Source organism: Sphingopyxis sp. H050 (assembly GCF_001468265.1).
Classification (GTDB): Bacteria; Pseudomonadota; Alphaproteobacteria; order Sphingomonadales; family Sphingomonadaceae; genus Sphingopyxis.
The window spans coordinates 132,288-155,242 of sequence record NZ_LNRZ01000006.1 but is presented as its reverse complement, the minus strand read 5'-3'; the positions used below and the strand labels follow the sequence as shown (position 1 = coordinate 155,242).

At 65.8% G+C, this 22,955-nt stretch carries 19 protein-coding genes; 8 read left to right on the top strand and 11 right to left on the bottom strand.

The annotated features are described in order from the left end of the window. The first annotated feature begins 100 nt into the window (after nucleotides 1-100). Entirely contained in the window at nucleotides 101-367 is a 267-nt protein-coding gene (locus ATE67_RS13670) for a hypothetical protein (protein WP_058817236.1), read from the top strand. Here the strand turns inward: ATE67_RS13670 and ATE67_RS13665 are convergent. Continuing rightward, a complete protein-coding gene (locus tag ATE67_RS13665) occupies nucleotides 364-1,020 on the bottom strand; it encodes a TetR/AcrR family transcriptional regulator (protein WP_058817235.1) in 657 nt (218 codons plus the stop codon). The two genes, ATE67_RS13670 and ATE67_RS13665, sit on opposite strands and share 4 nt — an antisense overlap. 53 nt (nucleotides 1,021-1,073) lie before the next feature. On the opposite strand from ATE67_RS13665, the gene ATE67_RS13660 reads away from it, so the two are divergent. Genes ATE67_RS13660 through ATE67_RS13650 form a run of 3 tightly spaced genes read left to right on the top strand, consistent with a single transcriptional unit; the run spans nucleotide 1,074 to nucleotide 5,190 of the window. After that, a complete protein-coding gene (locus ATE67_RS13660) occupies nucleotides 1,074-2,492 on the top strand; it encodes an efflux transporter outer membrane subunit (protein ID WP_058817412.1) in 1,419 nt (472 codons plus the stop codon). Between the two features lie 2 nt (nucleotides 2,493-2,494). Next, complete coding sequence (locus tag ATE67_RS13655; protein WP_058817234.1) at nucleotides 2,495-3,640, top strand: HlyD family secretion protein; 1,146 nt, start codon at nucleotides 2,495-2,497, stop codon at nucleotides 3,638-3,640. 8 nt (nucleotides 3,641-3,648) lie between these two features. After that, nucleotides 3,649-5,190 carry a DHA2 family efflux MFS transporter permease subunit gene (locus ATE67_RS13650; protein WP_058817233.1) on the top strand — a complete coding sequence of 514 codons (1,542 nt, stop codon included), beginning with the start codon at nucleotides 3,649-3,651 and terminating at the stop codon, nucleotides 5,188-5,190. 2 nt (nucleotides 5,191-5,192) lie between these two features. Here the strand turns inward: ATE67_RS13650 and ATE67_RS13645 are convergent, their stop codons facing one another. Next, the gene (locus ATE67_RS13645; RefSeq protein ID WP_058817232.1) at nucleotides 5,193-5,615 is read right to left on the bottom strand and encodes a VOC family protein; all 423 of its coding nucleotides are present in this window, start codon (nucleotides 5,613-5,615) and stop codon (nucleotides 5,193-5,195) included. Nucleotides 5,616-5,801: 186 nt separating this feature from the next. Here ATE67_RS13645 and ATE67_RS13640 point away from each other — a divergent pair, with 186 nt between their 5' ends. The 3 genes from ATE67_RS13640 to ATE67_RS13630 all read left to right on the top strand — a co-directional run bounded on the left by ATE67_RS13640 (nucleotide 5,802) and on the right by ATE67_RS13630 (nucleotide 9,710). Beyond that, nucleotides 5,802-7,685: an ABC-F family ATP-binding cassette domain-containing protein gene (locus ATE67_RS13640; protein ID WP_058817231.1), complete on the top strand. Its 1,884-nt coding sequence runs from the start codon at nucleotides 5,802-5,804 to the stop codon at nucleotides 7,683-7,685. A gap of 255 nt (nucleotides 7,686-7,940) precedes the next feature. Continuing rightward, the gene (gene hppD, locus ATE67_RS13635; protein WP_058817230.1) at nucleotides 7,941-9,026 is read left to right on the top strand and encodes a 4-hydroxyphenylpyruvate dioxygenase; all 1,086 of its coding nucleotides are present in this window, start codon (nucleotides 7,941-7,943) and stop codon (nucleotides 9,024-9,026) included. A gap of 132 nt (nucleotides 9,027-9,158) precedes the next feature. After that, nucleotides 9,159-9,710 carry a VOC family protein gene (locus ATE67_RS13630; RefSeq protein ID WP_058817229.1) on the top strand — a complete coding sequence of 184 codons (552 nt, stop codon included), beginning with the start codon at nucleotides 9,159-9,161 and terminating at the stop codon, nucleotides 9,708-9,710. Nucleotides 9,711-9,835: 125 nt separating this feature from the next. Here ATE67_RS13630 and ATE67_RS13625 read toward each other — a convergent pair whose 3' ends face one another. The 3 genes from ATE67_RS13625 to ATE67_RS13615 all read right to left on the bottom strand — a co-directional run bounded on the left by ATE67_RS13625 (nucleotide 9,836) and on the right by ATE67_RS13615 (nucleotide 13,534). Beyond that, nucleotides 9,836-10,489 carry a YqaA family protein gene (locus tag ATE67_RS13625; RefSeq protein ID WP_058817411.1) on the bottom strand — a complete coding sequence of 218 codons (654 nt, stop codon included), beginning with the start codon at nucleotides 10,487-10,489 and terminating at the stop codon, nucleotides 9,836-9,838. Between the two features lie 207 nt (nucleotides 10,490-10,696). Continuing rightward, the gene (purH, locus tag ATE67_RS13620) at nucleotides 10,697-12,289 is read right to left on the bottom strand and encodes a bifunctional phosphoribosylaminoimidazolecarboxamide formyltransferase/IMP cyclohydrolase (protein WP_058817228.1); all 1,593 of its coding nucleotides are present in this window, start codon (nucleotides 12,287-12,289) and stop codon (nucleotides 10,697-10,699) included. Between the two features lie 216 nt (nucleotides 12,290-12,505). Beyond that, nucleotides 12,506-13,534, bottom strand: a complete 1,029-nt coding sequence (locus ATE67_RS13615) for a phytase (protein ID WP_058817227.1) — start codon at nucleotides 13,532-13,534, stop codon at nucleotides 12,506-12,508. 183 nt (nucleotides 13,535-13,717) lie between these two features. On the opposite strand from ATE67_RS13615, the gene ATE67_RS13610 reads away from it, so the two are divergent. Continuing rightward, entirely contained in the window at nucleotides 13,718-16,516 is a 2,799-nt protein-coding gene (locus ATE67_RS13610) for a TonB-dependent receptor (protein WP_058817226.1), read from the top strand. Between the two features lie 50 nt (nucleotides 16,517-16,566). Here the strand turns inward: ATE67_RS13610 and ATE67_RS13605 are convergent, their stop codons facing one another. From ATE67_RS13605 to ATE67_RS13580, 6 genes are all read right to left on the bottom strand, one after another. Further along, nucleotides 16,567-18,330, bottom strand: a complete 1,764-nt coding sequence (locus ATE67_RS13605) for a heparinase II/III family protein (RefSeq protein ID WP_058817225.1) — start codon at nucleotides 18,328-18,330, stop codon at nucleotides 16,567-16,569. Nucleotides 18,331-18,348: 18 nt separating this feature from the next. Next, a complete protein-coding gene (gene rpe, locus ATE67_RS13600) occupies nucleotides 18,349-19,017 on the bottom strand; it encodes a ribulose-phosphate 3-epimerase (protein ID WP_058817224.1) in 669 nt (222 codons plus the stop codon). An 87-nt stretch (nucleotides 19,018-19,104) separates the two neighbouring features. After that, a complete protein-coding gene (locus ATE67_RS13595) occupies nucleotides 19,105-19,347 on the bottom strand; it encodes a hypothetical protein (RefSeq protein WP_058817223.1) in 243 nt (80 codons plus the stop codon). Between the two features lies 1 nt (nucleotide 19,348). Then, nucleotides 19,349-19,549, bottom strand: a complete 201-nt coding sequence (locus tag ATE67_RS13590) for a hypothetical protein (RefSeq protein WP_058817222.1) — start codon at nucleotides 19,547-19,549, stop codon at nucleotides 19,349-19,351. A gap of 12 nt (nucleotides 19,550-19,561) precedes the next feature. Beyond that, the gene (locus tag ATE67_RS13585) at nucleotides 19,562-20,464 is read right to left on the bottom strand and encodes an SPFH domain-containing protein (RefSeq protein ID WP_058817221.1); all 903 of its coding nucleotides are present in this window, start codon (nucleotides 20,462-20,464) and stop codon (nucleotides 19,562-19,564) included. A gap of 223 nt (nucleotides 20,465-20,687) precedes the next feature. Next, complete coding sequence (locus ATE67_RS13580) at nucleotides 20,688-22,868, bottom strand: M3 family metallopeptidase (RefSeq protein ID WP_058817410.1); 2,181 nt, start codon at nucleotides 22,866-22,868, stop codon at nucleotides 20,688-20,690. Nucleotides 22,869-22,955 lie beyond the last annotated feature (87 nt).

Here is a 22,955-nt window from a genome sequence, read left to right as displayed (position 1 = left end):
TCGTTCAGGACCGGCGCCGCGCCGGCAAAGGACGCCGCGCTGCGCTGACAACGCGCCGCACTGCGCTTGGCTTTGTCGCCGCTTTCTGCGACGGGATGCCATGGATTTCGACGACCAGCTTCGCCGCTATTTCGGCACCGCGGACCTCGATGCGCTGCATCCGGAGGCCTTTGCCGCGGGGACCGAGCGGATGCGCGTCGACTTCGGGCTCGAGACCAACGGCGGTCGCCGCTTCGCGCTTTGGACGCTGATGTACATCCTCGGCGTCGCGCCCGATCTCGACGTTGCGTTCAAGGATGCCGCCGAGCGAGATGCCGCACGCGACTTCATGGATCTGTTCGACCGCGCGAACGACGCGTCCGATTAGGCAGCGCTCGCTTCCGCCGGGCACCAGGCGCGGCAGAAGCTTTCGACCGCCAGGTCGACTTCCTTGCCAAGCTCGTCGAGGTCGGCCGCCTTGTGCATGCCGAGCAGGGCGAATTGATACACGCCCGACTGGCAGAGGCCTGCGAACTGCTGGACCGCGTGCATTGGGTCGCCCCTGCGGATCTCGCCGCGCGCCATCTTTTCGGCCACCCATGCGGCGGCGCGCGCTTTCCCGCGACGCGGGCCGCGATCGTAGAAGGTCTCGGCAAGGTGCGGGAAGCGGTCGGCCTCGCCGACGACGAGCCGGTGGAGCGAGAGCAGCGGCGGCGACGTCAGCTTGGCCATCAGCACATTACCGAAATTGCGCAGCACCTCGGGCACCGGGCGGTCGACGGGCAGGTCGATCGAAAGCACCTGCCCATAATGGTGGACGATATCGTCGACGATCGCCGCGAACAGATCCTCCTTCGAGGGGAAATAGCTCCACAGCGTGGTCTTCGACCCGCCGACCTTGCTCGCGATCGAGGACATGGTCGTGCCCGCATAGCCATTAGCGAAAAAGGATTCGCGGGCGGCATCGATGAAGGCTTTGCGGCGTAGCGCGGCAGCGTCGTCGGCAGGTGCCGTACTAGCTGGTATCATTTCGATTGACAACTTAGTCTCCGGAGTTCATGGGCGCATGATACCAGCTAGTATCGTTGGATGCCATGAAAAATAAGATTCTCCCCTCCGCCCTTGTTTTGAGCCTGCTTGCGGCATGCGCAAGCGTTCCCGATCTCGGGCCGAAGCCCGTTCCGGCCGCCGCCGACTCGCTCCAATCGTCGGAGAGTTTGGCCGACGACGCTGGCGCCTGGCCCGTCGAAGGGTGGTGGCAAAGCTTCGGCGACGCCCAGCTCGACACGCTGATTGCCGAGGGTCTCAAGGGCTCGCCCGACATCGCGACCGCCGCCGCCCGCGTCCGCGCCGCCGAAGGGATCGCGCAACAGGCGGGCGCGGCGCTGCTGCCGCGCGTCGGCGCCGAGGGCAGCGTCGGCGGCACGCAGCAGAGCAAGAATCTGGGCATTCCGCCGCAGTTCGTGCCCGACGGCATTCAGGACACCGGCCATGTCGCCGCGACCTTCAGCTTCGATCTTGACCTGTGGGGCAAGAACCGCGCGGCGCTCGCCGCCGCCACCTCGGAAGCCGAGGCGGCGCGTGTCGATGCAGCGCAGGCGCGGCTGATGCTGACGACCGGGATCGCATCGGCCTATGCCGATCTTGCGGCCTATTATCAGGCGCTCGACGTCGCGAAGGATGCGGTGCGCGTGCGCAGCGCGAGCGCCGACGTTTCGGGCAAGCGCGCCGCCGCCGGAATCGAAAACCAGTCGGCCGAGCGACAGGCGGCGAGCCGCGCCGCCGCCGCCCGCGGCGATGCGACCGCGCTCGAGGAAGCGATTGCCACGACGCGCAATCGCCTCGCCGCGCTGGTCGGCGCCGGTCCCGACCGCGGCCTGTCGATCACGCGTCCAATACTCGCTTCGCCCGGCATCGGCCTGCCGCCGCAGGCGGGGATCGACCTGATCGGCCGCCGCCCCGACATCGTTGCGGCGCGGCTGCGTGCCGAGGCGGCCGCCAGGCGCATCGACGTCGCGCGCGCCGATTTCTATCCGAACATCAACCTCTCGGCACTCGTCGGCTTCCAGTCGCTCGGCCTGTCGAACCTGTTCAAGTCGGGTTCCGAATACGGCAATGGCGGCGTTGCGATCAGCCTGCCGATCTTCGAGGGCGGTCGATTGCAGGGGCGCTACCGCGGCGCTCGCGCGGAATTCGACAGCGCGGTCGCAAACTATGACCGCACGTTGATCGCTGCGCTGCGCGATGTTGCCGACATCGTCGCGAGCCGGAGTGCCACCGCGCGTCAACTCGGCGAGCGGCGCGAGGCGCTCAAGGCCGCGACCGACGCCGCCCGGCTTGCCGGTCTCCGCTATCGCGCCGGCCTCTCGAACCAGCTCCCCCAGCTTACCGCCGAGGACAGCATGACGCAGCTCGCGCGGCAGGTCGCCGACCTCGAGGCGCGCCAGCTTACGCTCGATATTGCCCTGATCCGCGCGCTCGGCGGCGGCTACCAGACCCAGACAGGAGAATGACGATGGCCGACGATACGGCTACGGCGACACCCGACACCCCCGTAGAAAACACCGCGCAGCCGCAGAAGCGCGCGCGGCTGTTCAAGATCCTTGCCATCGTCGTTGCGACGATCGCGCTGCTGTGGGGCGTCTGGTATTTCCTGACCCAGGCGGGGCGCGTGTCGACCGACAACGCCTATGTCGGGGCGGAGTCGGCAACGGTCACCGCGCTGGTCGCAGGTCCGGTCAAGGAGGTTCGCGTCGGCGGCACGCAGGTCGTGAAGAAAGGCGACATTCTCGTCATCCTCGACGATGCCGATGCCCGGCTCGCGGTCGCCGATGCCGAAGCGGCGTTGCGCCAGGCGCGCCAGCGCTATGGGCAGGCGAGCGCGAACGCCGATGCCGCGCGCTCGCGCGTCGCGGCGCGGGGCGCCGATATCGCGCAAGCACGGGCGCGGCTGCGCGACGCCGACGCGGCTGTTGCCAAGGCGCGCGCCGAACTGGCGCGGCGCGAAAGCATTTCGGGCACCGGCGCGGTATCGGCCGAGGAGCTGACGATCGCGCGCACCGCGCTCGCCTCGGCAACCGCGGCGCGCGACCTCGCGGCGGCGACGATCGCCTCGGCCGAGGCGACGCGCGGGTCGGCGAGCGGCGATTTGGGCGCCGCCGACGCGCTTGTGCGCGGCACGACGATCGACACCGCCCCCGACGTGGCGGCGGCGCAGGCGCGGCTGGAGAAAGCCAAGCTCGACCTTGCGCGCACCGTCATCCGCGCGCCGGTCGACGGCGTCGTCACCAACAAGCAGGTGCAGGTCGGCCAGCGGATCGCCGCGGGCGCGCCGATCATGGTGATCGTCCCGGTCGCGACCGCCTATGTCGACGCCAATTTCAAGGAAAGCCAGTTCAAGCGCATCCGCATCGGCCAGCCGGTCGAGCTGACCTCGGACTTCTATGGCAGCGACGTCGTCTATCGCGGCAAGGTCATCGGCATCGCCGGCGGCACCGGCGCCGCCTTCTCGCTGATCCCCGCGCAGAACGCGACGGGCAATTGGGTGAAGGTCGTCCAGCGCCTGCCGGTGCGCATCGCGCTCGATCCCAGGGACCTGAAGGAGCATCCGCTGCGCGTCGGGCTGTCGATGGAAGCGACGATCGACACGCGCGGCAAGTGAGCTGACCCATGGCGAGCGCCGCAGCCCCCCTTCACAGCGAACCGCAACCGCTCACCGGCGTGCGGCTGATCGTCGCGGCGTTCGCGCTCGCGCTCGCCAATTTCGTCGTCGTTCTGGACACGACGATCGCCAATGTGTCGGTGCCGCACATCGCGGGCGGCCTTGCCGTGTCGCCGACCCAGGGAACATGGGCGATCACCAGCTATGCGGTCGCCGACGCGATCAGCGTGCCGCTGACCGGCTGGCTCGCGATGCGCTTCGGGACGGTGCGCTGGTTCATGATCTCGATCATCGGCTTCGGCATCTTCTCCTTCCTCTGCGGCATTTCGCGCACCCTTGACGGACTTATCCTGTTCCGCGTGTTGCAGGGCTTGTCCGGCGGCCCGCTGATGCCGCTGTCGCAGATCTTGCTGCTGCGCATCTTTCCGAAGGAAAGGGCCGGCATAGGCCTTGCGATCTGGGCGATGACGACGACCACGGCGCCGATCCTCGGCCCGATCCTCGGGGGCCTGATAAGCGACAATTGGACCTGGCCGTGGATCTTCTTCATCAATCTGCCGATCGTCGCGATCTGCGCCTTCGGCGTCTTCACCCTGCTCTCGCCCTTCGAGACCAAGCGCGCGAAGGCGCGGATCGACGTGATCGGGCTGGTTCTGCTCGTCCTCTCGGTCGGGGCGTTCCAGATCATGCTCGACACCGGGCGCGAGCACGACTGGTTCGGCTCGACGTGGATCGTCGGTCTCGCGATCGTTGCCGCGATCAGCTTTGCCGCCTTCGTGATCTGGGAGCTGACGGACGCCAATCCGGTCGTCAATCTGCGCGTTTTCCGCTTCAGGGGGTTCAGCTTCGCGACGCTCGCCATCTCGCTGGGCTTCGGGGCCTTCTTTGCGCAGGTCGTTCTGACGCCTTTGTGGCTCCAGCAGGTCGTGGGCTACACCGCGACCGAGACGGGCTATGTCGTCGCGTGGATCGGGGTGTTCGCGGTTCTGCTGTCGCCGGTAGCCGCCGGGCTGATAGGGAAATTCGACATCCGCATCTCTATCTGCGCCGGGATCCTGTGGATGGCGCTGATGTCGGTCCTGCGCGCGAGTTGGAATGCCGATGTCGACTATTGGACGCTCGCGCTGCCGCATGTCCTCCAGGGCATGGGCATGCCCTTCTTCTTCGTCGGGCTGACCGCGCTCGCGCTGAGTTCGGTGCCGGCGCACCTGCAAACCTCTGCGGCGGGATTGATGAGCTTTCTGCGCACGCTGTGCGGCGCGATCGGCACCGCGATCGCGACGACGGCGTGGGATGATGCCAGCCGCACGACGCGGTCCGAACTGGTGTCGTCGCTCAACAATTCCGAAGCGACGTTATCGTCGCTGCAAGGCGCCGGGCTGACGCTCGAACAGGCGCGCGCGGTGCTCGACCGGCTGGTCGAGGGCCAGGCGGCAACGATCGGCGTGCTCCACCTCTTCCTCGCCTCGGGTGTCGTGTTCGTGATTGCGGCCGCGGCGGTTTGGCTCGCGCCCCGCCCCAAGCAGATTTCGATGGGCGCGTCGCACTAGGCCTATTTCGCGAACAATTGCCCCAGATCGGCGAAGGCCTTGAACTCCAGCGCATTGCCCGCGGGGTCGAGGAAAAACATCGTCGATTGCTCGCCCGGCTGGCCGGGAAAGCGCGTGTGCGGTTCGATGACGAAGGCGACGCCATGGCCTTTCAGCCGGTCGGCGAGCGCTTGCCAGTCGGCGGGCGGCAGCACGACGCCGAAATGCGGGACCGGCACGTCATGGCCGTCGACCGGATTATGCCCCGCGACCGCTTCACGCCGTTCGACGCGGTGCGCGACGATCTGGTGGCCATAAAGGTTGAAGTCGATCCAGTCGGCGGCGCTGCGCCCCTCCGCACAGCCGATTACGGTGCCGTAGAAATGCCGCGCGGCGTCGAGGTCGTCGACGGGAAAAGCGATATGAAAGGGGGCGAGGTCGGCCATCGCCCGTCTTTGCCGCAGACGCGGGGCAAATGCCAGCGCGGGACTTGGGCGGCGGCGCCGAACATGCTACGGGCGCCCTCGCTTTTTATCAGCGTCATCCCGGCGAAGGCCGGAATCTCAACGGCTCGCGATCAGCTTGGGGCGAGATCCCGGCCTTCGCCGGGATGACGAACGGGTTAGGTATATATGCTGACGATCAACGGCCTTACGGTGCGCCTCGGCGGGCGCACCATCCTCGACCGCGCAGGCGCGAGCCTGCCGCCGAGGAGCCGCGTCGGCCTGATCGGCCGCAACGGCGCGGGCAAGTCGACCTTGATGAAAGTGATGATCGGCCAGCTCGAGGCCGACGAGGGCGGCATCGAAATGCCGCGCCGCACGCGCGTCGGCTATATCGCGCAGGAAGCGCCGAGCGGGACGGCGACGCCGTTCGACACCGTGCTGGCGGCCGACACCGAACGCGCCGAACTGCTCGCGGCGTCGGAAACCGAGCAGGATCCAGGCAAACTTGGCGATATCCACGAGCGGCTGATCGCGATCGACGCCTATACGGCGCCCGCGCGCGCCGCGCGCATCCTGATCGGCCTCGGTTTCGACGAGGCGATGCAGGGACAGCCGCTCGACAGCTTTTCGGGCGGGTGGAAGATGCGCGTCGCGCTCGCCGCCTTGCTCTTCTCCAACCCCGACCTGCTGCTGCTCGACGAACCGTCGAACCACCTCGATCTCGAAGCGACGATGTGGCTCGAAAGCTTCCTGCGCGCCTATCCGGGCCAGCTCGTCGTGATCAGCCACGAGCGCGACCTTTTGAACAATGTCGTCGACCATATCCTGCACCTCGAAGGCGGGAAGGTCACGCTCTATCCCGGCGGCTACGACGATTTCGAGCGCCAGCGCGCCGAACGTGCGGCGCAGCTTGCGGCCGCCAAGGCGGCGCAGGACGCGCAGCGCGCGAAGCTGCAGGATTATGTCGCGCGCAACAGCGCGCGCGCCTCGACCGCGAAGCAGGCGCAGTCGCGCGCGAAACAGCTCGCGCGGATGCAGCCGATCGTGGCGATTACCGAAGACCCCAGCCTGGTGTTCGACTTCCCGAGCCCTGCCGACGAGCTCAAGCCGCCGCTGATCACGCTCGACCTTGCCAGCGTCGGCTATGCCCCCGGCGAGCCGGTGCTGCGCCGCCTCAACCTGCGCATCGATCCCGACGACCGGATCGCGCTGCTCGGCCGCAACGGCAATGGCAAGACGACGCTGGCGCGCCTGCTCGCGGCCCAGCTCAAGCCCGAGGATGGCGCGATGGCCTTCGCGGGCAAGATGCGCGTCGGCTATTTCACCCAATATCAGGTCGAGGAACTCGACGGCAGCGACACGCCGCTCGGCCATATGACGCGCGTGATGACGGGCAAGACGCCCGGCGCGGTGCGCGCGCAATTGGGGCGCTTCGGCTTCACCGGCAACAAGGCGACGACCGAGGTCGGCAAGCTGTCGGGCGGCGAACGCGCGCGGCTCGCGCTCGCGCTGATCACGCGCGAGGCGCCGCACCTCTTGATCCTCGACGAGCCGACCAACCACCTCGACGTCGATGCGCGCGAGGCGCTGGTGCAGGCGCTCAACGGCTTCGACGGCGCGGTGCTGATCGTCAGCCACGACCGCCATATGCTCGAACTCACCGCCGACCGGCTGGTGCTCGTCGACAATGGCACGGCGCGCGATTTCGACGGCAGCATGGACGATTATGTCGCCTTCATTCTCGGCAAATCGGCCGCGAACGACGATGCGAAGCCCGCGGCGAAATCGAAGGACGCCAAGTCGGCGCGGCAGGAGGCCGCGAGGGCGCGCGAGGCGCAGGCGGTGCTCCGCAAGACCGCCAAGGATCACGAAGCGCGCGCGGCAAAGCTGGCGCAGCAGATCAGCGCGATCGACCGCGCGATGTTCGACCCCGCGAGCGCCGAACCCGCGCTGGCGAAACTGACGATGGGCGACCTGTCGCAGCGCCGCGGCAAGCTCGCGGCAGAGTTGGAGAGCGTCGAAGCGGCGTGGATGGAGGCGCTTGAGGCGATCGAGACGGCGGCGGCGTAGAAAATAGTTTCACGCGAAGGCGCGAAGGCGCGAAGATGAAGCTTCGGGCCGTCAGGCCCTTTTTCTGACAAAGGATGGGGGCCGGGCGCGAGGCTGGGACGGAAGGCCGCTTCGCGGCACGTCTCTTCGCGCCTTCGCGTCTTCGCGTGATCCAAATTTCCGCCCCATCGACGTCTCGTCGACGATCGGGGGCATTGACTTGCCCATCCCGATCCACCATAATAGTTTCAATTGAAACTAATTGGGGATTTGACCATGGCCGATCTGTTCGAAAACCCGCTGGGCCTCGACGGCTTTGAATTTGTCGAATTTTCGGCGCCCGAGAAGGGCATTCTGGAACCCGTTTACGAACGCATGGGCTTCACCCAGATCGCGCATCACCGCTCGAAGGACGTCCAGCTGTGGCGCCAGGGCGGGATCAACCTGATCGCCAATTACGAACCCAAGTCGCCCGCGGCCTATTTTGCCGCCGAGCATGGTCCGTCGGCGTGCGGCATGGGCTGGCGCGTCCGCGATGCGGCGAAGGCCTATGCCGAGGCGATCGAACGCGGGGCCGAGCCGGTCGAAACCACCCCCGGCCCGATGGAACTGCGCCTGCCCGCGATCCGCGGCATCGGCGGGTCGATCATCTATCTGATCGACCGGTACGGCGACGATCTCAGCATCTACGACATCGATTTCGTCTATGAAGAGGGCGTCGATCGCCATCCGGTCGGCGCGGGGATGCAGCTGATCGATCACCTGACGCACAATGTCTATGGCGGCCGCATGGCGCACTGGGCCGCTTTCTACGAGCGGATCGCGGGCTTCCGCGAGATCCGCTATTTCGACATCAAGGGCGAATATACCGGCCTCACCTCGAAGGCGATGACCGCCCCCGACGGCAAGATCCGCATTCCCTTGAACGAGGAAGGCGCGGGCGGCGGCGGCCAGATCGAGGAATATCTGCGCGCCTATAATGGCGAGGGGATCCAGCATATCGCGTTCAGCTGCGACGATCTTTACGCCGCGTGGGACAAGCTCAAGGCGCTCGGCAATCCGTTCGCGCCCGCACCGCCGGCGACTTATTACGAGATGCTCGCCGACCGCCTGCCGGGGCATGGCGAGCCGGTCGAGGAACTCCAGTCGCGCGGTATCCTGCTCGACGGTTCGACCGAGGATGGCGACCCGCGCCTGCTCCTCCAGATTTTCGGCCAGACCGTGATCGGCCCCGTCTTCTTCGAATTCATCCAGCGCAAGAAGGATGAAGGGTTCGGCGAGGGCAATTTCACCGCGCTGTTCAAATCGATGGAAATGGACCAGATTCGCCGCGGAGCGTTGGAAATCAAAGAAGAGGCTTGATCCTGCTTCCGTTCGTGCTGAGCTCGTCGAAGCACCGTTCTTCTTCTTTGCGGCCCAAAGAGAAGAGCAGCCCTTCGACAAGCTCAGGGCGAACGGGATAGGGTGGGTTCAGCACGAACGGAGTTTGGGTATATGACCAGCCAATCGCCCATCAAGCTCGGCGGCGTCCATCACGCCGCCTATCGCTGCAAGGACGCGAAGGAAACGGTCGACTGGTACGAGCGCATGCTCGGCATGACCTATACCACCGCCTTCGCCGAGGATCATGTGCCCTCGACCGGCGAGTATGACCCGTACATGCACGTCTTCCTCGACGCGGGGAACGGCAACATCCTGGCCTTTTTCGAGCTGCCGAACCAGCCCGACATGGGGCGCGACGAGAATACGCCGAAGTGGGTCCAGCATCTCGCGTTCAAGGTCGGCAGCTATGACGAGCTGGTCGCCGCCAAGGCGCATCTGGAAGCCAATGGCATCGACGTGCTCGGGCCGACGCATCACGGCATCTTCAAGTCGATCTATTTCTTCGACCCCAACGGCCACCGCGTCGAACTTGCGTGCGACATCGGGACCGACGAGCAATATGCCGAACTGAAGCGCGTCGCGCCGCTGATGCTGGAAGAGTGGAGCCAGACGAAGAAGGCCCCGCGGCACGCCGACTGGCTGCACCAGGCGGCGAACGAATAGACGAGGCAAAAAGCTGCGTGCCCCCGCGAAGGCGGGGGCCCATAACCGGACCGCGCTATTCCGAACCGGCAGAAGATGGGTCCCCGCCTTCGCGGGGACACACGCTTATTCGCGGTTCGACTTCCTTACTTCCGATCCAGCCCGATGCTTTCCAGCGTCGCGCCGCTGCACTTGTCGGCTTCCTTGCTCGTGCCATCGCCCGACAGCGCGCCGATCGCGAGGAAACCCGCGACCACCGCGACGAGAAACGCGCCGGTGACCCAGATCAGATATTTGTCGATGAACGCCTTGATCGGCGCCCCGAACAGCCGGAACAATATGCCTACGAGCATGAAGGAAAAGGCCCGGCTCGCGAGGCTCGCCCACAAAAAGGTCCAGAAATTCATGTGGATGAAGCCGGCGGTGATCGTCAGCAGCTTGAACGGGATCGGGGTCGCGCCCTTGATCAGGATGATCTCTGCCCCGAATTCGCGCAGGTAACAGGCCGCCGGCGGAAAGGCGTCGGTCAGGCCGAGCACGCCGAGCAGCCACAGGCCGACGCTCTCGTAGAGAAAATAGCCGATCGAATAGCCGAGCATCCCGCCCGCGACCGACGCGAGCGTGCAGATGATCGCATAGCGCACCGCCTTCTTCGGGTTCGCGAGGCACATCAGGCCGAGCAGCGGATGCGGCGGGATCGGGAAAAAGCTCGCCTCGACGAAGGAGACCAGCGCCAGCCAGAACTCGGCGTGCGGGTGCGCCGACTTCTCCATCGTCCAGGTGTAGAGCCGCTGGATGATCGACGGCTTGCGGACGATTTCGGTCATGCTGGTCCTTGTCAAATGCCGTCCGTGCGACGGCCTCGATTTCCTATGCCGTTCGTGTCGAGCGAAGTCGAGACACCCCGAAGACGCGCACGACCGATGGGCATCTCGACTTCCGGCATTCGCCGGAAGTTTATCCTGAGCGCCCGCAGGGCAGTCGAAGGGCTCGATGCGAACGGGATTTTAATGGCGAAAATGCCGCATGCCCGTGAACACCATCGCGAGACCGGCTTCGTTCGCCGCGGCGATCACCTCGTCGTCGCGGATCGAGCCGCCCGGCTGGATGACGCAGGTCGCGCCCGCTTCGACCGCGGCGAGCAGGCCGTCGGCGAAGGGGAAGAAGGCGTCGCTGGCGACGGCACTGCCCACCGTGCGCGCCTCGGCCCAGCCATGGCTTTCGGCGGCCTCGCGCGCCTTCACGGCAGCGATGCGCGCGCTGTCGCGGCGGTTCATCTGGCCGGCGCCGATGCCCGCGGTCGAGCCGCCCTTGGCATAGACGATCGCGTTCGACTTCACATGCTTGGCGACGGTCCAGGCGAAGAGGGCGTCGGTCAGTTCTTCCTCGGTCGGCGCGCGGTCGGTGACGACCTTGAGGTCGGCGCGGGTAATCCGGCCATTGTCGCGGCTCTGCGCGAGCCAGCCGCCGGCGATCGTCTTGAACACCAGCCCGCCGCGCGCCGGATCGGGCAGTTCGCCGGTCAGCAGCAGGCGCAGGTTCTTCTTCTTCGCGAACAACGCGCGCGCATCGGCATCGGCGTCGGGGGCACAGACGACTTCGGTGAAGATGCCGCTGATCAGCTCCGCCGTCGCGCCGTCGAGCGGCCGGTTGACCGCGATGATCCCGCCAAACGCCGAAACATCGTCGCATTTGAGCGCCGCGTCATAGGCTTCGGCGATCGTCGCGGCGGTCGCGACGCCGCAGGGGTTGGCATGCTTGACGATGACGCAGGTCGGATCGGCCTCGCGGAATTCGGCGACGAGCTCGAGCGCGGCGTCGGCGTCGTTGATATTGTTGTAGCTCAGCTCCTTGCCCTGCACCTGCTCGGCCTGCGCGATGCCGCGCGCGGCGGGACCGGCGGGGAGATATAGTGCCGCCTTCTGGTGCGGGTTCTCGCCATAGCGCAGCTCGGTCGCGAGCTTGGTGGTCAGCGGCAGCGTGTCGGGGAACATCTTGCCCTGGTCGGCGAAGGCGAACCATTGCGCGATCATGCTGTCATAGGTGGCGGTGTGCGCAAAGGCGGTCGCGGCGAGGCGCTTGCGCAGCGCGAGCGTCGTCGCGCCGCCATTGGCGTCCATCTCGGCGATCAGCGCCGCATAATCCTCGGGCTCGGTGACGATGCCGACGAAGGCGTGGTTCTTCGCCGACGAGCGGACCATCGCGGGGCCGCCGATGTCGATATTCTCGATGATCGTATCGCGGTCGGCGCCCGACATCACGGTCTGGAGGAAGGGGTAGAGGTTGACGACGACGAGGTCGATGCCGCCGATGCCATGTTCCTCCATCGACGCGACATGCGCCGCATCGTCGCGCACCGCGAGGATGCCGCCATGCACCGTCGGGTGCAGCGTCTTGACGCGGCCGTCCATCATCTCGGGGAAGCCGGTGAGGTCCGAGACGTCGCGCACGTCATGCCCCGCCTCGCGCAGCGCCTTTGCGGTGCCGCCGGTCGAGACCAGCTCGACGCCATGCTTGACGAGCGCCGCGGCAAGCTCGGCGAGCCCCGCCTTGTCGCTGACGGACAGGAGCGCGCGGCGGACGGGAATCAGGTCGGTCATTTAGAAGGGCCTCGGCTGGCGATGAGATGACGCGGCCCCCCTAGGCCGCTGGACCCGCTATCGCAAGCCGGGTCCGATCAAATGGCCGGCATTGCAACCTAAATCCGTTCGCCCTGAGCTTTTCGAAGGGCCGCTCTTTTTTCTTGCGACGCCCGAAAGGAAGGACGGTGCTTCGACAAGCTCAGCACGAACGGAAAATGTGGTCCCGGTTGCGACCTACAGCCCCAGCGCCGCCGCGATCACGTCCCAGCGCACCAGTTTGAAATTCTGCGCCTGGGGGGCGTTGTCGCCGTCCTGCGCGAGGAAGAGGCCGTCGGGGTAGGCCGGGCCGAAATTGCCTGCGACCGCCTCGATCCCGTCGGTCTCGCTCGTCGCGCCGAACGCGCCCGCGGTCACCGCGAAGCGGCCGACATAGTCCGCTCCCGGCAGCCTGAAGACCGCATAGGCGTTGTCGCCCTGCGACGAGGCGAGCAGATAGCGCCGGCCCTTGTGGTCGATTGTCGCGAGACCTTCGACATCGGCGACGAGGCGCTGGTTGTCGACCGGCGCGACGAGCTTCGCCGTTGCGGTCGTGCCGTTCGGCACGAGCTGCCAAATCCCGGCATCCTCTTCGCCGACGTACAATGTGTCGCCGTCGAAGACGCAGCCTTCGGACTGGGTCGGGATCTTGTACTCCCACTGCACCGTGAAGCTCGGCGCGCCTTCCGCGGTCAGCGTGCCGACGCGCACCGTGCCGTCCTTGACGATCAGCGCGGCGGTCAGCGGCGCGTCCGGCGCGGTCTTCTTGAGGCAGAAACCATAGGCCTCGCCCGTCCCCGCGGCGGCGCGGCCGAGCGCGGTCAGCGACGGCTTGTCGGGGTCGAGCCGGAACAGCGCGATATGCGCATTGACGCCGTCGTTGCGGTCGCTCGCGGCGACGATATGGCCCGCGACGTCGACATTGTTGACGAGGCCGCCCCTGATGAAGGCAATGTCCTTGCCGGTCAGGTCATAGACGTGAATGCCGGCCTTCTTGTCGGTGGCGATGATCAGCGCGCGGTTCGGATTGGCAGGATCGACCCAGATCGCCGGATCGTCGGCGGCGTCCGCACGGCCAGTGCCGACCGGGGCTGTCTCGCCGCTCGCGGTTACCGGGACCGGCGGCAGGCCATTGATAACAGGTCCGGCTTTCTGCGCGGCGCACCCCGTCGCAACCATCGCGAGCGCGAGCGACGGCAACAGCTTCCACTTTCCGATCACGGCCATTCGATTTTCCCCTGTTTGCGGACGCGCCATGCGCGACTGGCCGCGCCCCGTTCCAGCAAAGCGTCGCCGGGTCAATATGACAATATTTCTGACATTTAACTGACATCAAACCGTCATGCGCGTCGCCGCAAACTGTCACACCCCGCCCCTAGAGGCCCGACAACTCAAACAGGGGGCATCTCCATGATTCGATCTTCGGCTCGTCATTCCGTCGCTGTTCTGGCTCTGGCCGCAGCGCTGGTTCCGCACCTTGCGCTCGCACAAACCGGCGCAGGCTCGGCGCCGGTCGAGGAAGGCGAGGGCGATGGTTCGACCATCGTCGTGACCGGAAGCCGCCCCATCGCCGAATCCGAGGCAGCGGCGCTGGACGTGCAGCGCAAATCCGATTCACTGGTGGCGGTCATATCTTCGGACTCCGTCGGGCGGCTGCCGGATCAGAATATTGCCCAGGCGACGAGCCGCCTGCCGGGCATCAGTGTCGAGCGGGATCAGGGTCAGGCGCGCTATATCAACCTGCGCGGTTCGCCCAAAACCTGGACGACGCTGTCCTTCGACGGCATCAACGTCGTCAGCCCCGAGGGCCGGGACGCGCGTTTCGATTCGATCCCCTCGGCGATCGCCGGCCAGGTCGTCGTGTCGAAGGCGGTGACCCCGGACATGCCCGGCGAGACGGTCGCGGGCAATGTGAACGTGATCACCCGTTCCGCCTTCGATTATGCGGGGCTGCACATCGCCGGCAAGGCCGGGATCGGCTTTGCCGAGCTCGGTGATCGCAAGGAATATGAGGGCTCGCTGGTGCTTGCGGACCGCTTCGATGTCGGCGGGGGCGAGGTCGGGATTCTGCTGTCGGGCAGCTATTACAAACGCAACATGATTACCGACAATTTCGAAACCGATTACGAGCGCGTCGGCAGCGATCCCGGCGTGACGCCGCTGACCGGCGACAAGCGTCCGGGATGGGAGCCGCGATTCTGGGCGCATGAGGCCGAAAACAAACTGTATCGGTTGACGCGCAAGAACTGGTCCTTGTCGGGACGTCTTGATTGGAAGCCGGACGACAACACCAGCATCTATGTGCAGTCCATCTATACCATCTTCACCGACGACGAAGCCCGCGACAATTATCGCTTCGACCTCGACGACCGCCAGGGCGACCTGGTCGCCAACACGGCGGCCTGCAGCGGGACGGTCAACCCGACCCCGACCACCAGCGGCTACGCCGATGTCTGTATCGGCAACACGCCGCAAAGGGGCACGATCTACGGCATCGACATCCGCCAGCGCTCGACGCTGCGCGCCTTTCGCCAGTCGATCTTCACCAACACCCTCGCCGGGGATCATGTGTTCGGCGATGGTGCGTGGCGGCTGTCGTGGGTGGGCAATTATACCGAATCGAAGGATGACCGCTCGGTCGTGGGCGAGGCGACCTGGGACAGCCCGTCGACCCGCACCCTGCGTCCCACGGTGGCCTATGACTTCTCGAATCCCAACCGGTCGAACTTGACGCTGTTTCAGACGATCCAGCTGGCGTCGCCGACGCGCTTTCAGGCGGGAAATGCGGTGACGGCCGTCGACGATTTCACCAAGCCGCTGTCCGGATTCACCGTTCTGGATGCCGTTGACACCACCAAGGCCTATACGGGCAAGCTGGTCTTGTCGCGCGACACCGCCTTTCTGGGCGGCGAGGCGACGTTCAAGGTCGGCCTCCAGTTCGATCAGCGCACCAAAGTGGCCGACGAAAACAGCATCGTCCTCAGCGCGGCCCAGGCCGCGACGATCATCCCGGTCGACTACAAGCAATTTTCGACCGATCAGGCGTTCCTCGGCGAAATCCCGATGGGCTACACGTTCCGCTATTTCGACATCGCCAAGATGCGTGCTGCGTCGGAGGCGGCGCAGCAGGCGTTCGCCTTTGCGCCGGTGACCGCGAATAATTACGACGTGAGAGAACAGGTTTACGCCGGCTTTGCGATGGGCACCGTGCGGTATGACTGGGGTTCGCTCGTCGGCGGGGTTCGCGTTGAGCACATCAAAAACCGCGGCATCGCGACCGGCATTACGGCGGAATCGGAGCAGACGCTGGCGTTCCCAAGCCTGCACCTCAACTATAATGTCGACGATACCAAGAAATTCCGTCTGTCCTTCAATTCGGGCGCGGCGCGCGCCGACTATGATCAGATGCGCCCCAATGTCGTCATCAACGACGCCAATCAGACCATTTCGGGCGGCAATCCCGCGGTCCGGCCCGAACGCGCCTATGGCGTCGACGCCTACCTGGAATGGTATGTCCGGCCGCAGGGATATCTGATGGCGGGCTTCTTCTACAAGAAGGTGAAGGACGTCCTTTACAACCAGTCCGCCACGTTCAATTCGAACGTCCTCGACAGCAACGGCATCGATCGTTCGACCTATGTCTTTTCGGGGATCACCAACGGCGGCGATGGCCGGATCTACGGGATGGAAGCGGCCGCGCAATTGCAGCTTGAGCCGTGGACGGACAGCCTGGGATTGCCCGATTTCATGGGCGGTTTCGGCATCTCGGCCAACCTGACGCTGAACAACAGCAGGGTCGAGAAGCCGGCCGTCCCCGGCGTACCCGCGCGCAAGGTCCGCCTGCCCGGCACCTCGGACTTTGTTTACAACATCGGGGCCTATTACGAGAAATACGGCCTTTCGCTGCGTCTCCAATATCAAAATCGCAGCAAATGGCTCGATACGATCGCCGACACCTTGGTGGATGCCGGCGATACCTATTGGGATTCGGACGATGAGCTCGATTTTTCCGCGCGCTATGCGGTCAACCGGCACCTTGAGGTCTATTTCGACGCTTCGAACCTGCTGAACCACCCGGGCCGCCGGTTCTCCGATCCCGGCAATCTGCTGACCGCCACCGGCATCCCCTCGCCCAGCACCAACGGGCAGACCATCGAATGGGAACGCTTTGGCCGCCGCTTTACCGGCGGGATCAGGGTCAACTTTTAAGGTCGGCCGGTTAATTCCGCGGTCGTGACGGGCCCGTCGGGGCCCGTCCGCTATCCGATATGCTTGAAGATCCAGCCGATGCTGACGCCGCCCGCCGGCGTCGTTCCGGTGACGACAAGCTGCTCGGTCGGATAGGGCCGGCCGTTGCCGTCGACCCACAGGCTTTCCTCGATAGCCAGCGCGCCTTCGCTGGTACGGAACTGCCATAGCGGCCCGCCCGCGATGCGCAGCAAGGCGCCCAATTTGTCGGCGGTCAGGCTGGCCGACAGGTTGCGGCCGAGATGGAAGCGCAGGGTGAATTTCTTGTCGCCCTTGCGCCGCGCGCGCGGGGCGGGGAGCAGCATGTCCTCGCCGCGCAGCTCGCGCCCGTTGGGCGACAGGATCAGCAGGCGGCGATGGATCAGGCCGTGGCGGCGCGCATAGCCGTCGTGACTCATCTCGAGCCGGCTGCCCTGCGGCGTCTCGCGCCGGTCGAGCTCGACCTCGGTGACGCCGCGTCCCAATGTGCCGCCCGGGAGGATCGCGGTCGAATTGGTGTCGCCGATCGTCAGCGTCGAGTGCGCCGCGGTGGTGCGCAGGCCGAGGGCGAGGTCGGCCGGGATCGTCGCGCCGGTCAGCGCCGCGCCGCCGCAATTGACGACGATGCGCTCGTCGCCGTCGGACAGTTCGAACGCCAGCGTCGAAGCACATCCCGCTTCGGTTACGCGTGCGATCGGCGGCGGGGCGGCATCGGCGAGCAGCACGACCTTGTTCGCGACAACCCGCTGATAGCCCCAGTCGCGCGCCTGCTTCAGCGGCCGGGTGCGCACGCCGCTCGCCGCGACGACGGCGCGGATATGCTCGGCCGAGGTTGCGCCGCTGCCCTGCCAGCTGCCCATGCCGCCGTCGCTGTGGACGAGGCCGAGCAAGGCGGGGACGGTGCGCGCCAGCACTTCCTGCACGAAGGGCGGCACCTCCATCCGGCGCATGTCATAGATTCGCGCCAGCATCGACAGCGCCATGATCGCGTCGAGCTGCGCCTGCGGCGCGCGCGCGATATTCCCGCCGTCGGCGTAGAAGCTGGTCTCGATGACCTTGCGCAGGCCCGCCTCGCCGAACACCTGCCGCGGCTCGCCTCCCGGCATCAACAGCGAGGCGGCGACGATGCCGATCCACGCCACCAGCTGGCCGGTGCCGGGGCGCGTCTTGTCGGCCACGCGGTCGAGGTGCCGTGCGGCGCGCGCCAGATGATTGAGTACCGCCGAGCGATAGATGAGGTCGCTCGACGACAGGATCAGCGGCGCGTGCGCCGACCAGAAGAGGATGCGCCAGCCGGTATTCTCGGCCGCCCAGGCGGGTTCGCCGACCGCCTCGCCATGCACCGCGAGCCAGTGGCGGACCACCGCCTCGGCGATCGGGGCGCCATCGGCGCGACTGCCGGTCGCGGCAAGGTCGCGCAGCCAGGTGAAGCTGTGCAGATAGTCGGCGAAGGCGGGTGCGACATCGAGGTTCGCGAAATCGAGGTCGCCGAGCGAGAGGCGGAGGCCGCGATGCAGGAAGTGCCCGGCGCGGATCGCGGTGCCCGCGCGCTTGTCGCCGGGAACCGGGTCGGCCGGCACGCCGAGCAGCTTCAGCGGGAAGCGCCCTTTGAGGCGAAAGGCGTGGAGCGGCGTGCGCCAGGTCAGGCGCGTTATGTAATTGGACACGCGGTCGCCCAGCGACAGCCCCTTGTCGGCGGGCAGGCGGATCAGCCTTTTGCCGGGCTCGATGCTGTCGTCGATAGGCGGCGCGTCTTCGCCGGCGTCGGGAATCGGGCTGGATGGGGCAGAGGTCAATGGTCTCCCCTTGCTCGATCAGCCGCGCAGGCGGCGAATATTGTCGGCGTAGGCGTCGGGTCCGCCCTTGAAGGTCGCGGTTCCGGCGACGAGCACGTCGGCGCCCGCCGCGATCGCGAGCGGCGCTGTCGCCGCATCGATCCCGCCGTCAACTTCCAGCCGGATGTCGCGGCCCGACTTGTCGATCATCTTGCGCACCGCCTCGATCTTGCGGAGCTGACTCGCGATGAAGCTCTGGCCGCCAAAGCCCGGATTGACGCTCATGATCAGCACCAGGTCGATGTCGTCGATCAGATAGTCGAGCATTTTCGCCGGGGTCGCGGGATTGAGCGAGACGCCCGCCTGCTTGCCGAGCGACTTGATGTGCTGAACGCTGCGGTGGATATGCGGGCCGGCCTCCGGATGCACCGTGATGATGTCGGCGCCCGCCGCGGCGAAAGCGTCGAGGAAGCCGTCGACCGGGCTGATCATCAGATGGACGTCGAAGGGCAGCGTCGAATGCGGGCGCAGCGCCTTTACGACCATCGGGCCGATCGTCAGGTTCGGGACGAAATGGCCGTCCATCACGTCGATATGCACCCAGTCGGCGCCTGCTTCCTCGATCGCGCGCACTTCCTCGCCCAGCCGCGCGAAGTCGGCGCTGAGGATCGAGGGGGCAATGCGGACGGCGGGTGGCGCGGCGGTCATGGGGACCGGCCTTAACCATCTAGAAGTTGTGGGGCAAGCAGGTGAGGGCCCCTATCGGCGGGTGCCCACAAATAAACTTCGGCGATCTCACCGCCAACGCCAGCCGCCCTCGGTTTTGGCCCGATAGAGCGGCATCGGCGCGAGCCCGGCCAGCACGACGGCGATTGTCAACAGCGCCGGCCGGTCGCCCAGCAGCACCGCGACCCCGGTGATCAGCGCGATGTGCATGGCCAGCATCACCCAGCCCTGCCAGGCGATCGGCAGACCCGTGCCATAGCCCCGGCGCTTGGCGCGGAACCAGGGGCGGTCGTCGAGTAACAGGTGCAACATCTCAGCCTTCCTTCTTGGCCGGCCGGCCGCGTTTCGGCGCGTCCGATGGCTTGATGCTGACCCCCCGGCGGCCCAGCGCCTCGCGCAGCAGAATCTCGATCTCGGCATTGGCGCTGCGCAAGTCGGCCGCCGCCAGCCGCTCGATCGCGGCGTAGAGCGCCGGATCGAGACGGAGGGCAAAGGCTTTTTTGGCAGACGTCATCGGTCGTCCGGCTCAGTAAAGCGATCCGGCGTTGACCACCGGCTGCGTGTCGCGCTCGCCGCACAGCACGACCATCAGGTTGGACACCATCACCGCCTTGCGCTCGTCATCGAGGTCGACGACGCCCTTTTCGGACAATTGGGTCAGCGCCATCTCGACCATCGTCACTGCGCCTTCGACCAGCTTCTTGCGCGCTGCGATCACCGCTTCGGCCTGCTGGCGGCGGAGCATCGCGCCGGCGATTTCCTGCGCATAGGCGAGGTGCGTCAGGCCGCATTCGTCGACGGTGATCCCCGCGACCTCGAGCCGTTCGATCAGCGCCTTGCGCAGTTCGACCCCGACCTCGTCATGGTTGCCGCGCAGCGTCACTTCCTGATGCTCGATATCGTCATAGGGGTAGCGCGAGCCGATCGAGCGCACCGCGGCCTCGATCTGCGCCATCACGAATTCCTTGTAATCGTCGACGTCGAACAGCGCCTGCGCGGTGTCTGTGACGCGCCACACGACCTGCGCCGCCATCTCGATCGGGTTGCCGCGCAGATCATTGACCTTGATCTTGTCGGATATGACATTGTTCGCGCGCACCGCGATCTTCTTGCGCGTCAGCCAGGGCAGGACCCAGCGCAGCCCCTCCTCGCGGTCGGTGCCCTTGTACGCGCCGAACAGCTGGATCGCTGCGGCTTCGTTCGGGTTGATCAGGTAAAAGCCGCAGAGGATGATCGTGCCCGCGATCACCGACAGCACAACGACGATCCATTTCCACCCCACCATGATGGCCGAATTGGCATTGCTGATCCCTGCCCAGGCGGCGACGCCCAGCAGCACCAACCAGATAAACAGCATCAGATAGCCGCTCTGCGTCGCGGCGCGTGTCTCGCGGCTGCGGTTCAGTGCCGGTGTCCCACTCTCGACCATGTTTCCCTCCGAATCATTCGATATAATGATGATATCATATTTATATCGTTTTCGGCGATGGTCAATCGGGATTGTGAAGGCGGCATTGGGGTGGGGAGGGGACGTTAAAATAGTCCGTCGCCTTCGCGGGGGCGACGGCAACTACCGGGCGAAACCGGCCAATCCCCTCAAGCAAAACAAAGGGGGCACGGCGGCCCCCTTTGCTCCCCGGTTGAATTGGAAATCACTCGGTCGGGAAACCGCGCTTCCTGAGCAGCGCCTTCACGTCGGGATCGCGGCCGCGGAAGGCGCGGTACGCTTCGGCGCGGTCGGTCTCGTTGCCCGTCATCAACAGGATCGTGCGGAACCTGTCGGCGACCGTGCGGTCCCACGGGCCGCCGGCTTCGGTGAACGCCGCCCAGGTGTCGGCGTCCATCGTTTCCGACCAGAGATAGCTGTAATAGCCCGCCGAATAGGCGTCGCTGCTGAACAGGTGGCCGAACTGCGGCAGGCGGTGGCGCATGACGATTTCCTTCGGCATGCCCATTTCGGCCAGCGTCTCGCGCTCGAACTTGTCGACGTCGGTCACCGGCGTCTTGCGGTCGTGCAGCTTCATGTCGACGATCGCGCTCGACAGATATTCGACCGTCGAGAAGCCCTGGTTGAACTTGTCGGAGGCCAGAATCTTGTCGACCAGCGCCTTCGGGATCGGCTCGCCCGTCTTGTAGTGCGTCGCGAACTTCGACAGCACTTCGGGCGTCATCAGCCAATTCTCGTTCACCTGGCTCGGATATTCGACGAAGTCGCGCGGCACCCCGGCGAGCGCCGGATAGGTCACATGCTGGAGCAGATAGTGGATGCCGTGGCCGAATTCGTGGAACAAAGTCTGCGCATCGTCGAGGCTGACCAGCGTCGGCTCGCCCTTCGCGGCTTCGGTGAAATTATTGTTGTTCGACGCCAGCACATTGCGTTCGCCGCCCAGCGTCTGCTGGCTGCGATAGGTCGTCATCCACGCGCCCGACCGCTTCCCGTCGCGCGCGAAATTGTCGAGGTAGAGGACGCCGACATTTTCGTTCGTCTTGAGGTTATAGACCTCGAAGGTCTTCACCTTGGGATCGAAGACCGGGATCGAACCCGTATTTTCCCGGAAGCCGAGGTCGTAAAGCTGCCCCGCCGACCAGAACATGCCCTGCACCAGCTTGTCGAGCTGCAGGTACGGCTTCACCTCGCTCTCGTCGAGATCGTACTTCGCCTTGCGGACCTTCTCGGCATAATAGCGATAGTCCCACGGTTCGATCGTGATCTTCGGCCCCTTGCCCGCCTTCGCTTCCTGATCGGCGATCGCCTGCATGTCGGCGACCTCTTCCTTCACGCGCGCGACCGCGGCGGGCCAGACCTTCATCATCAGGCCCATGGCGTTTTCGGGCGTCTTCGCCATCGTATCGGCCATGCGGTAGTGCGCGTGGGTCGGGAAACCCAGCAGCGCCGCGCGTTCCTGGCGCAGCTTCAGGATTTCGGCGATCGTCGCATTGGTGTCGTTCGCGTCGCCATTGTCGCCGCGGTTGATAAAGGCCTTATAGACCTTCTCGCGCAGCGCGCGGTTGGTCGCGTTCTGCAGCACCGGCTGCGCCGACGAGCGGGTGTTCTTGATCGCCCACTGGCCGGGCTTGCCCTGCGCCTCGGCGGCCGAAGCTAGCGAGGCGACGAAGCCGGGCTCGAGCCCGTCGAGCTCGGCCTGATTGGTGACGAGGGTATACAGCTTCTCGTCGCCGAGCAGCTTCGACGAGAAGGTCGAGAACAGCCCTTCGAGCTTCGCATTGAGATCGACGAGCTTCGCCTTGTTCGCGGGCGACAGGTTGGCGCCGTCGCGGACCATCTCGTCATAGCTGCGCTCGACGATGCGGATCTGCTGCGCGTCGAGGCCGCTCGTCAGGCGCTTGTCGTACACCGCCTTGTAGCGGGCGAACAGCTTGGGCTCGAGGAACAGCTCGGTGTAGAATTTGGTGAGCTTGGGGCTCCATTCGGCGTCGATGTCCTCGACCCGGTCGTTCGACTTGTTCGACGTCTGGACGCCCCACAGGGCGAAGACGCGGTCCATCGTGTCCCCGGCGAGCATCATCGGGACATGCGTGTTCGCGAAGGTCGGCGCCGCGGGGTCGTCGATCACCGCCTGCACCTGCGCCTTCACCTCGGCCATGCCCTTTTCAAAGGCGTCGGGGAAAAGCTCGGGGTCGAGCTTGTCCCACGGCGGCACCCCTTCATAGGGGCCGGTCCAGGGGGCAAGCATCGGATTGGCGTCCGTGGCTGGGGCGCTGGGGGCGGGCTTGGTTTCGGCGGCGATGGTCATCGGACTATAACCCATCAAGAAGGCGGTCGATGCAAGCAGCATCGACAAACGGAGGGCGGGCTGCGCCTTGCGCGACATGTTCATATCTCCCCGGAGGTTTGGTTTCGAACGAAACCATGTTGCCGCGAGCCTTAACCCGAGATTGCGCGCGGGGGCAAGGGCAGC

Bases quoted from the DNA above. Each gene is read 5' to 3' on its own strand.
- hppD (WP_058817230.1), top strand. From the start codon at position 7,941: ATGGCCGATCTGTTCGAAAACCCGCTGGGCCTCGACGGCTTTGAATTT.
- ATE67_RS13615 (WP_058817227.1), bottom strand. From the start codon at position 13,534: ATGGCCGTGATCGGAAAGTGGAAGCTGTTGCCGTCGCTCGCGCTCGCG.
- ATE67_RS13610 (WP_058817226.1), top strand. From the start codon at position 13,718: ATGATTCGATCTTCGGCTCGTCATTCCGTCGCTGTTCTGGCTCTGGCC.
- ATE67_RS13645 (WP_058817232.1), bottom strand. From the start codon at position 5,615: ATGGCCGACCTCGCCCCCTTTCATATCGCTTTTCCCGTCGACGACCTC.
- ATE67_RS13650 (WP_058817233.1), top strand. From the start codon at position 3,649: ATGGCGAGCGCCGCAGCCCCCCTTCACAGCGAACCGCAACCGCTCACC.
- ATE67_RS13640 (WP_058817231.1), top strand. From the start codon at position 5,802: ATGCTGACGATCAACGGCCTTACGGTGCGCCTCGGCGGGCGCACCATC.
- ATE67_RS13580 (WP_058817410.1), bottom strand. From the start codon at position 22,868: ATGTCGCGCAAGGCGCAGCCCGCCCTCCGTTTGTCGATGCTGCTTGCA.
- ATE67_RS13670 (WP_058817236.1), top strand. From the start codon at position 101: ATGGATTTCGACGACCAGCTTCGCCGCTATTTCGGCACCGCGGACCTC.
- ATE67_RS13655 (WP_058817234.1), top strand. From the start codon at position 2,495: ATGGCCGACGATACGGCTACGGCGACACCCGACACCCCCGTAGAAAAC.
- ATE67_RS13630 (WP_058817229.1), top strand. From the start codon at position 9,159: ATGACCAGCCAATCGCCCATCAAGCTCGGCGGCGTCCATCACGCCGCC.
- purH (WP_058817228.1), bottom strand. From the start codon at position 12,289: ATGACCGACCTGATTCCCGTCCGCCGCGCGCTCCTGTCCGTCAGCGAC.
- ATE67_RS13660 (WP_058817412.1), top strand. From the start codon at position 1,074: ATGAAAAATAAGATTCTCCCCTCCGCCCTTGTTTTGAGCCTGCTTGCG.
- rpe (WP_058817224.1), bottom strand. From the start codon at position 19,017: ATGACCGCCGCGCCACCCGCCGTCCGCATTGCCCCCTCGATCCTCAGC.
- ATE67_RS13590 (WP_058817222.1), bottom strand. From the start codon at position 19,549: ATGACGTCTGCCAAAAAAGCCTTTGCCCTCCGTCTCGATCCGGCGCTC.
- ATE67_RS13585 (WP_058817221.1), bottom strand. From the start codon at position 20,464: ATGGTCGAGAGTGGGACACCGGCACTGAACCGCAGCCGCGAGACACGC.
- ATE67_RS13595 (WP_058817223.1), bottom strand. From the start codon at position 19,347: ATGTTGCACCTGTTACTCGACGACCGCCCCTGGTTCCGCGCCAAGCGC.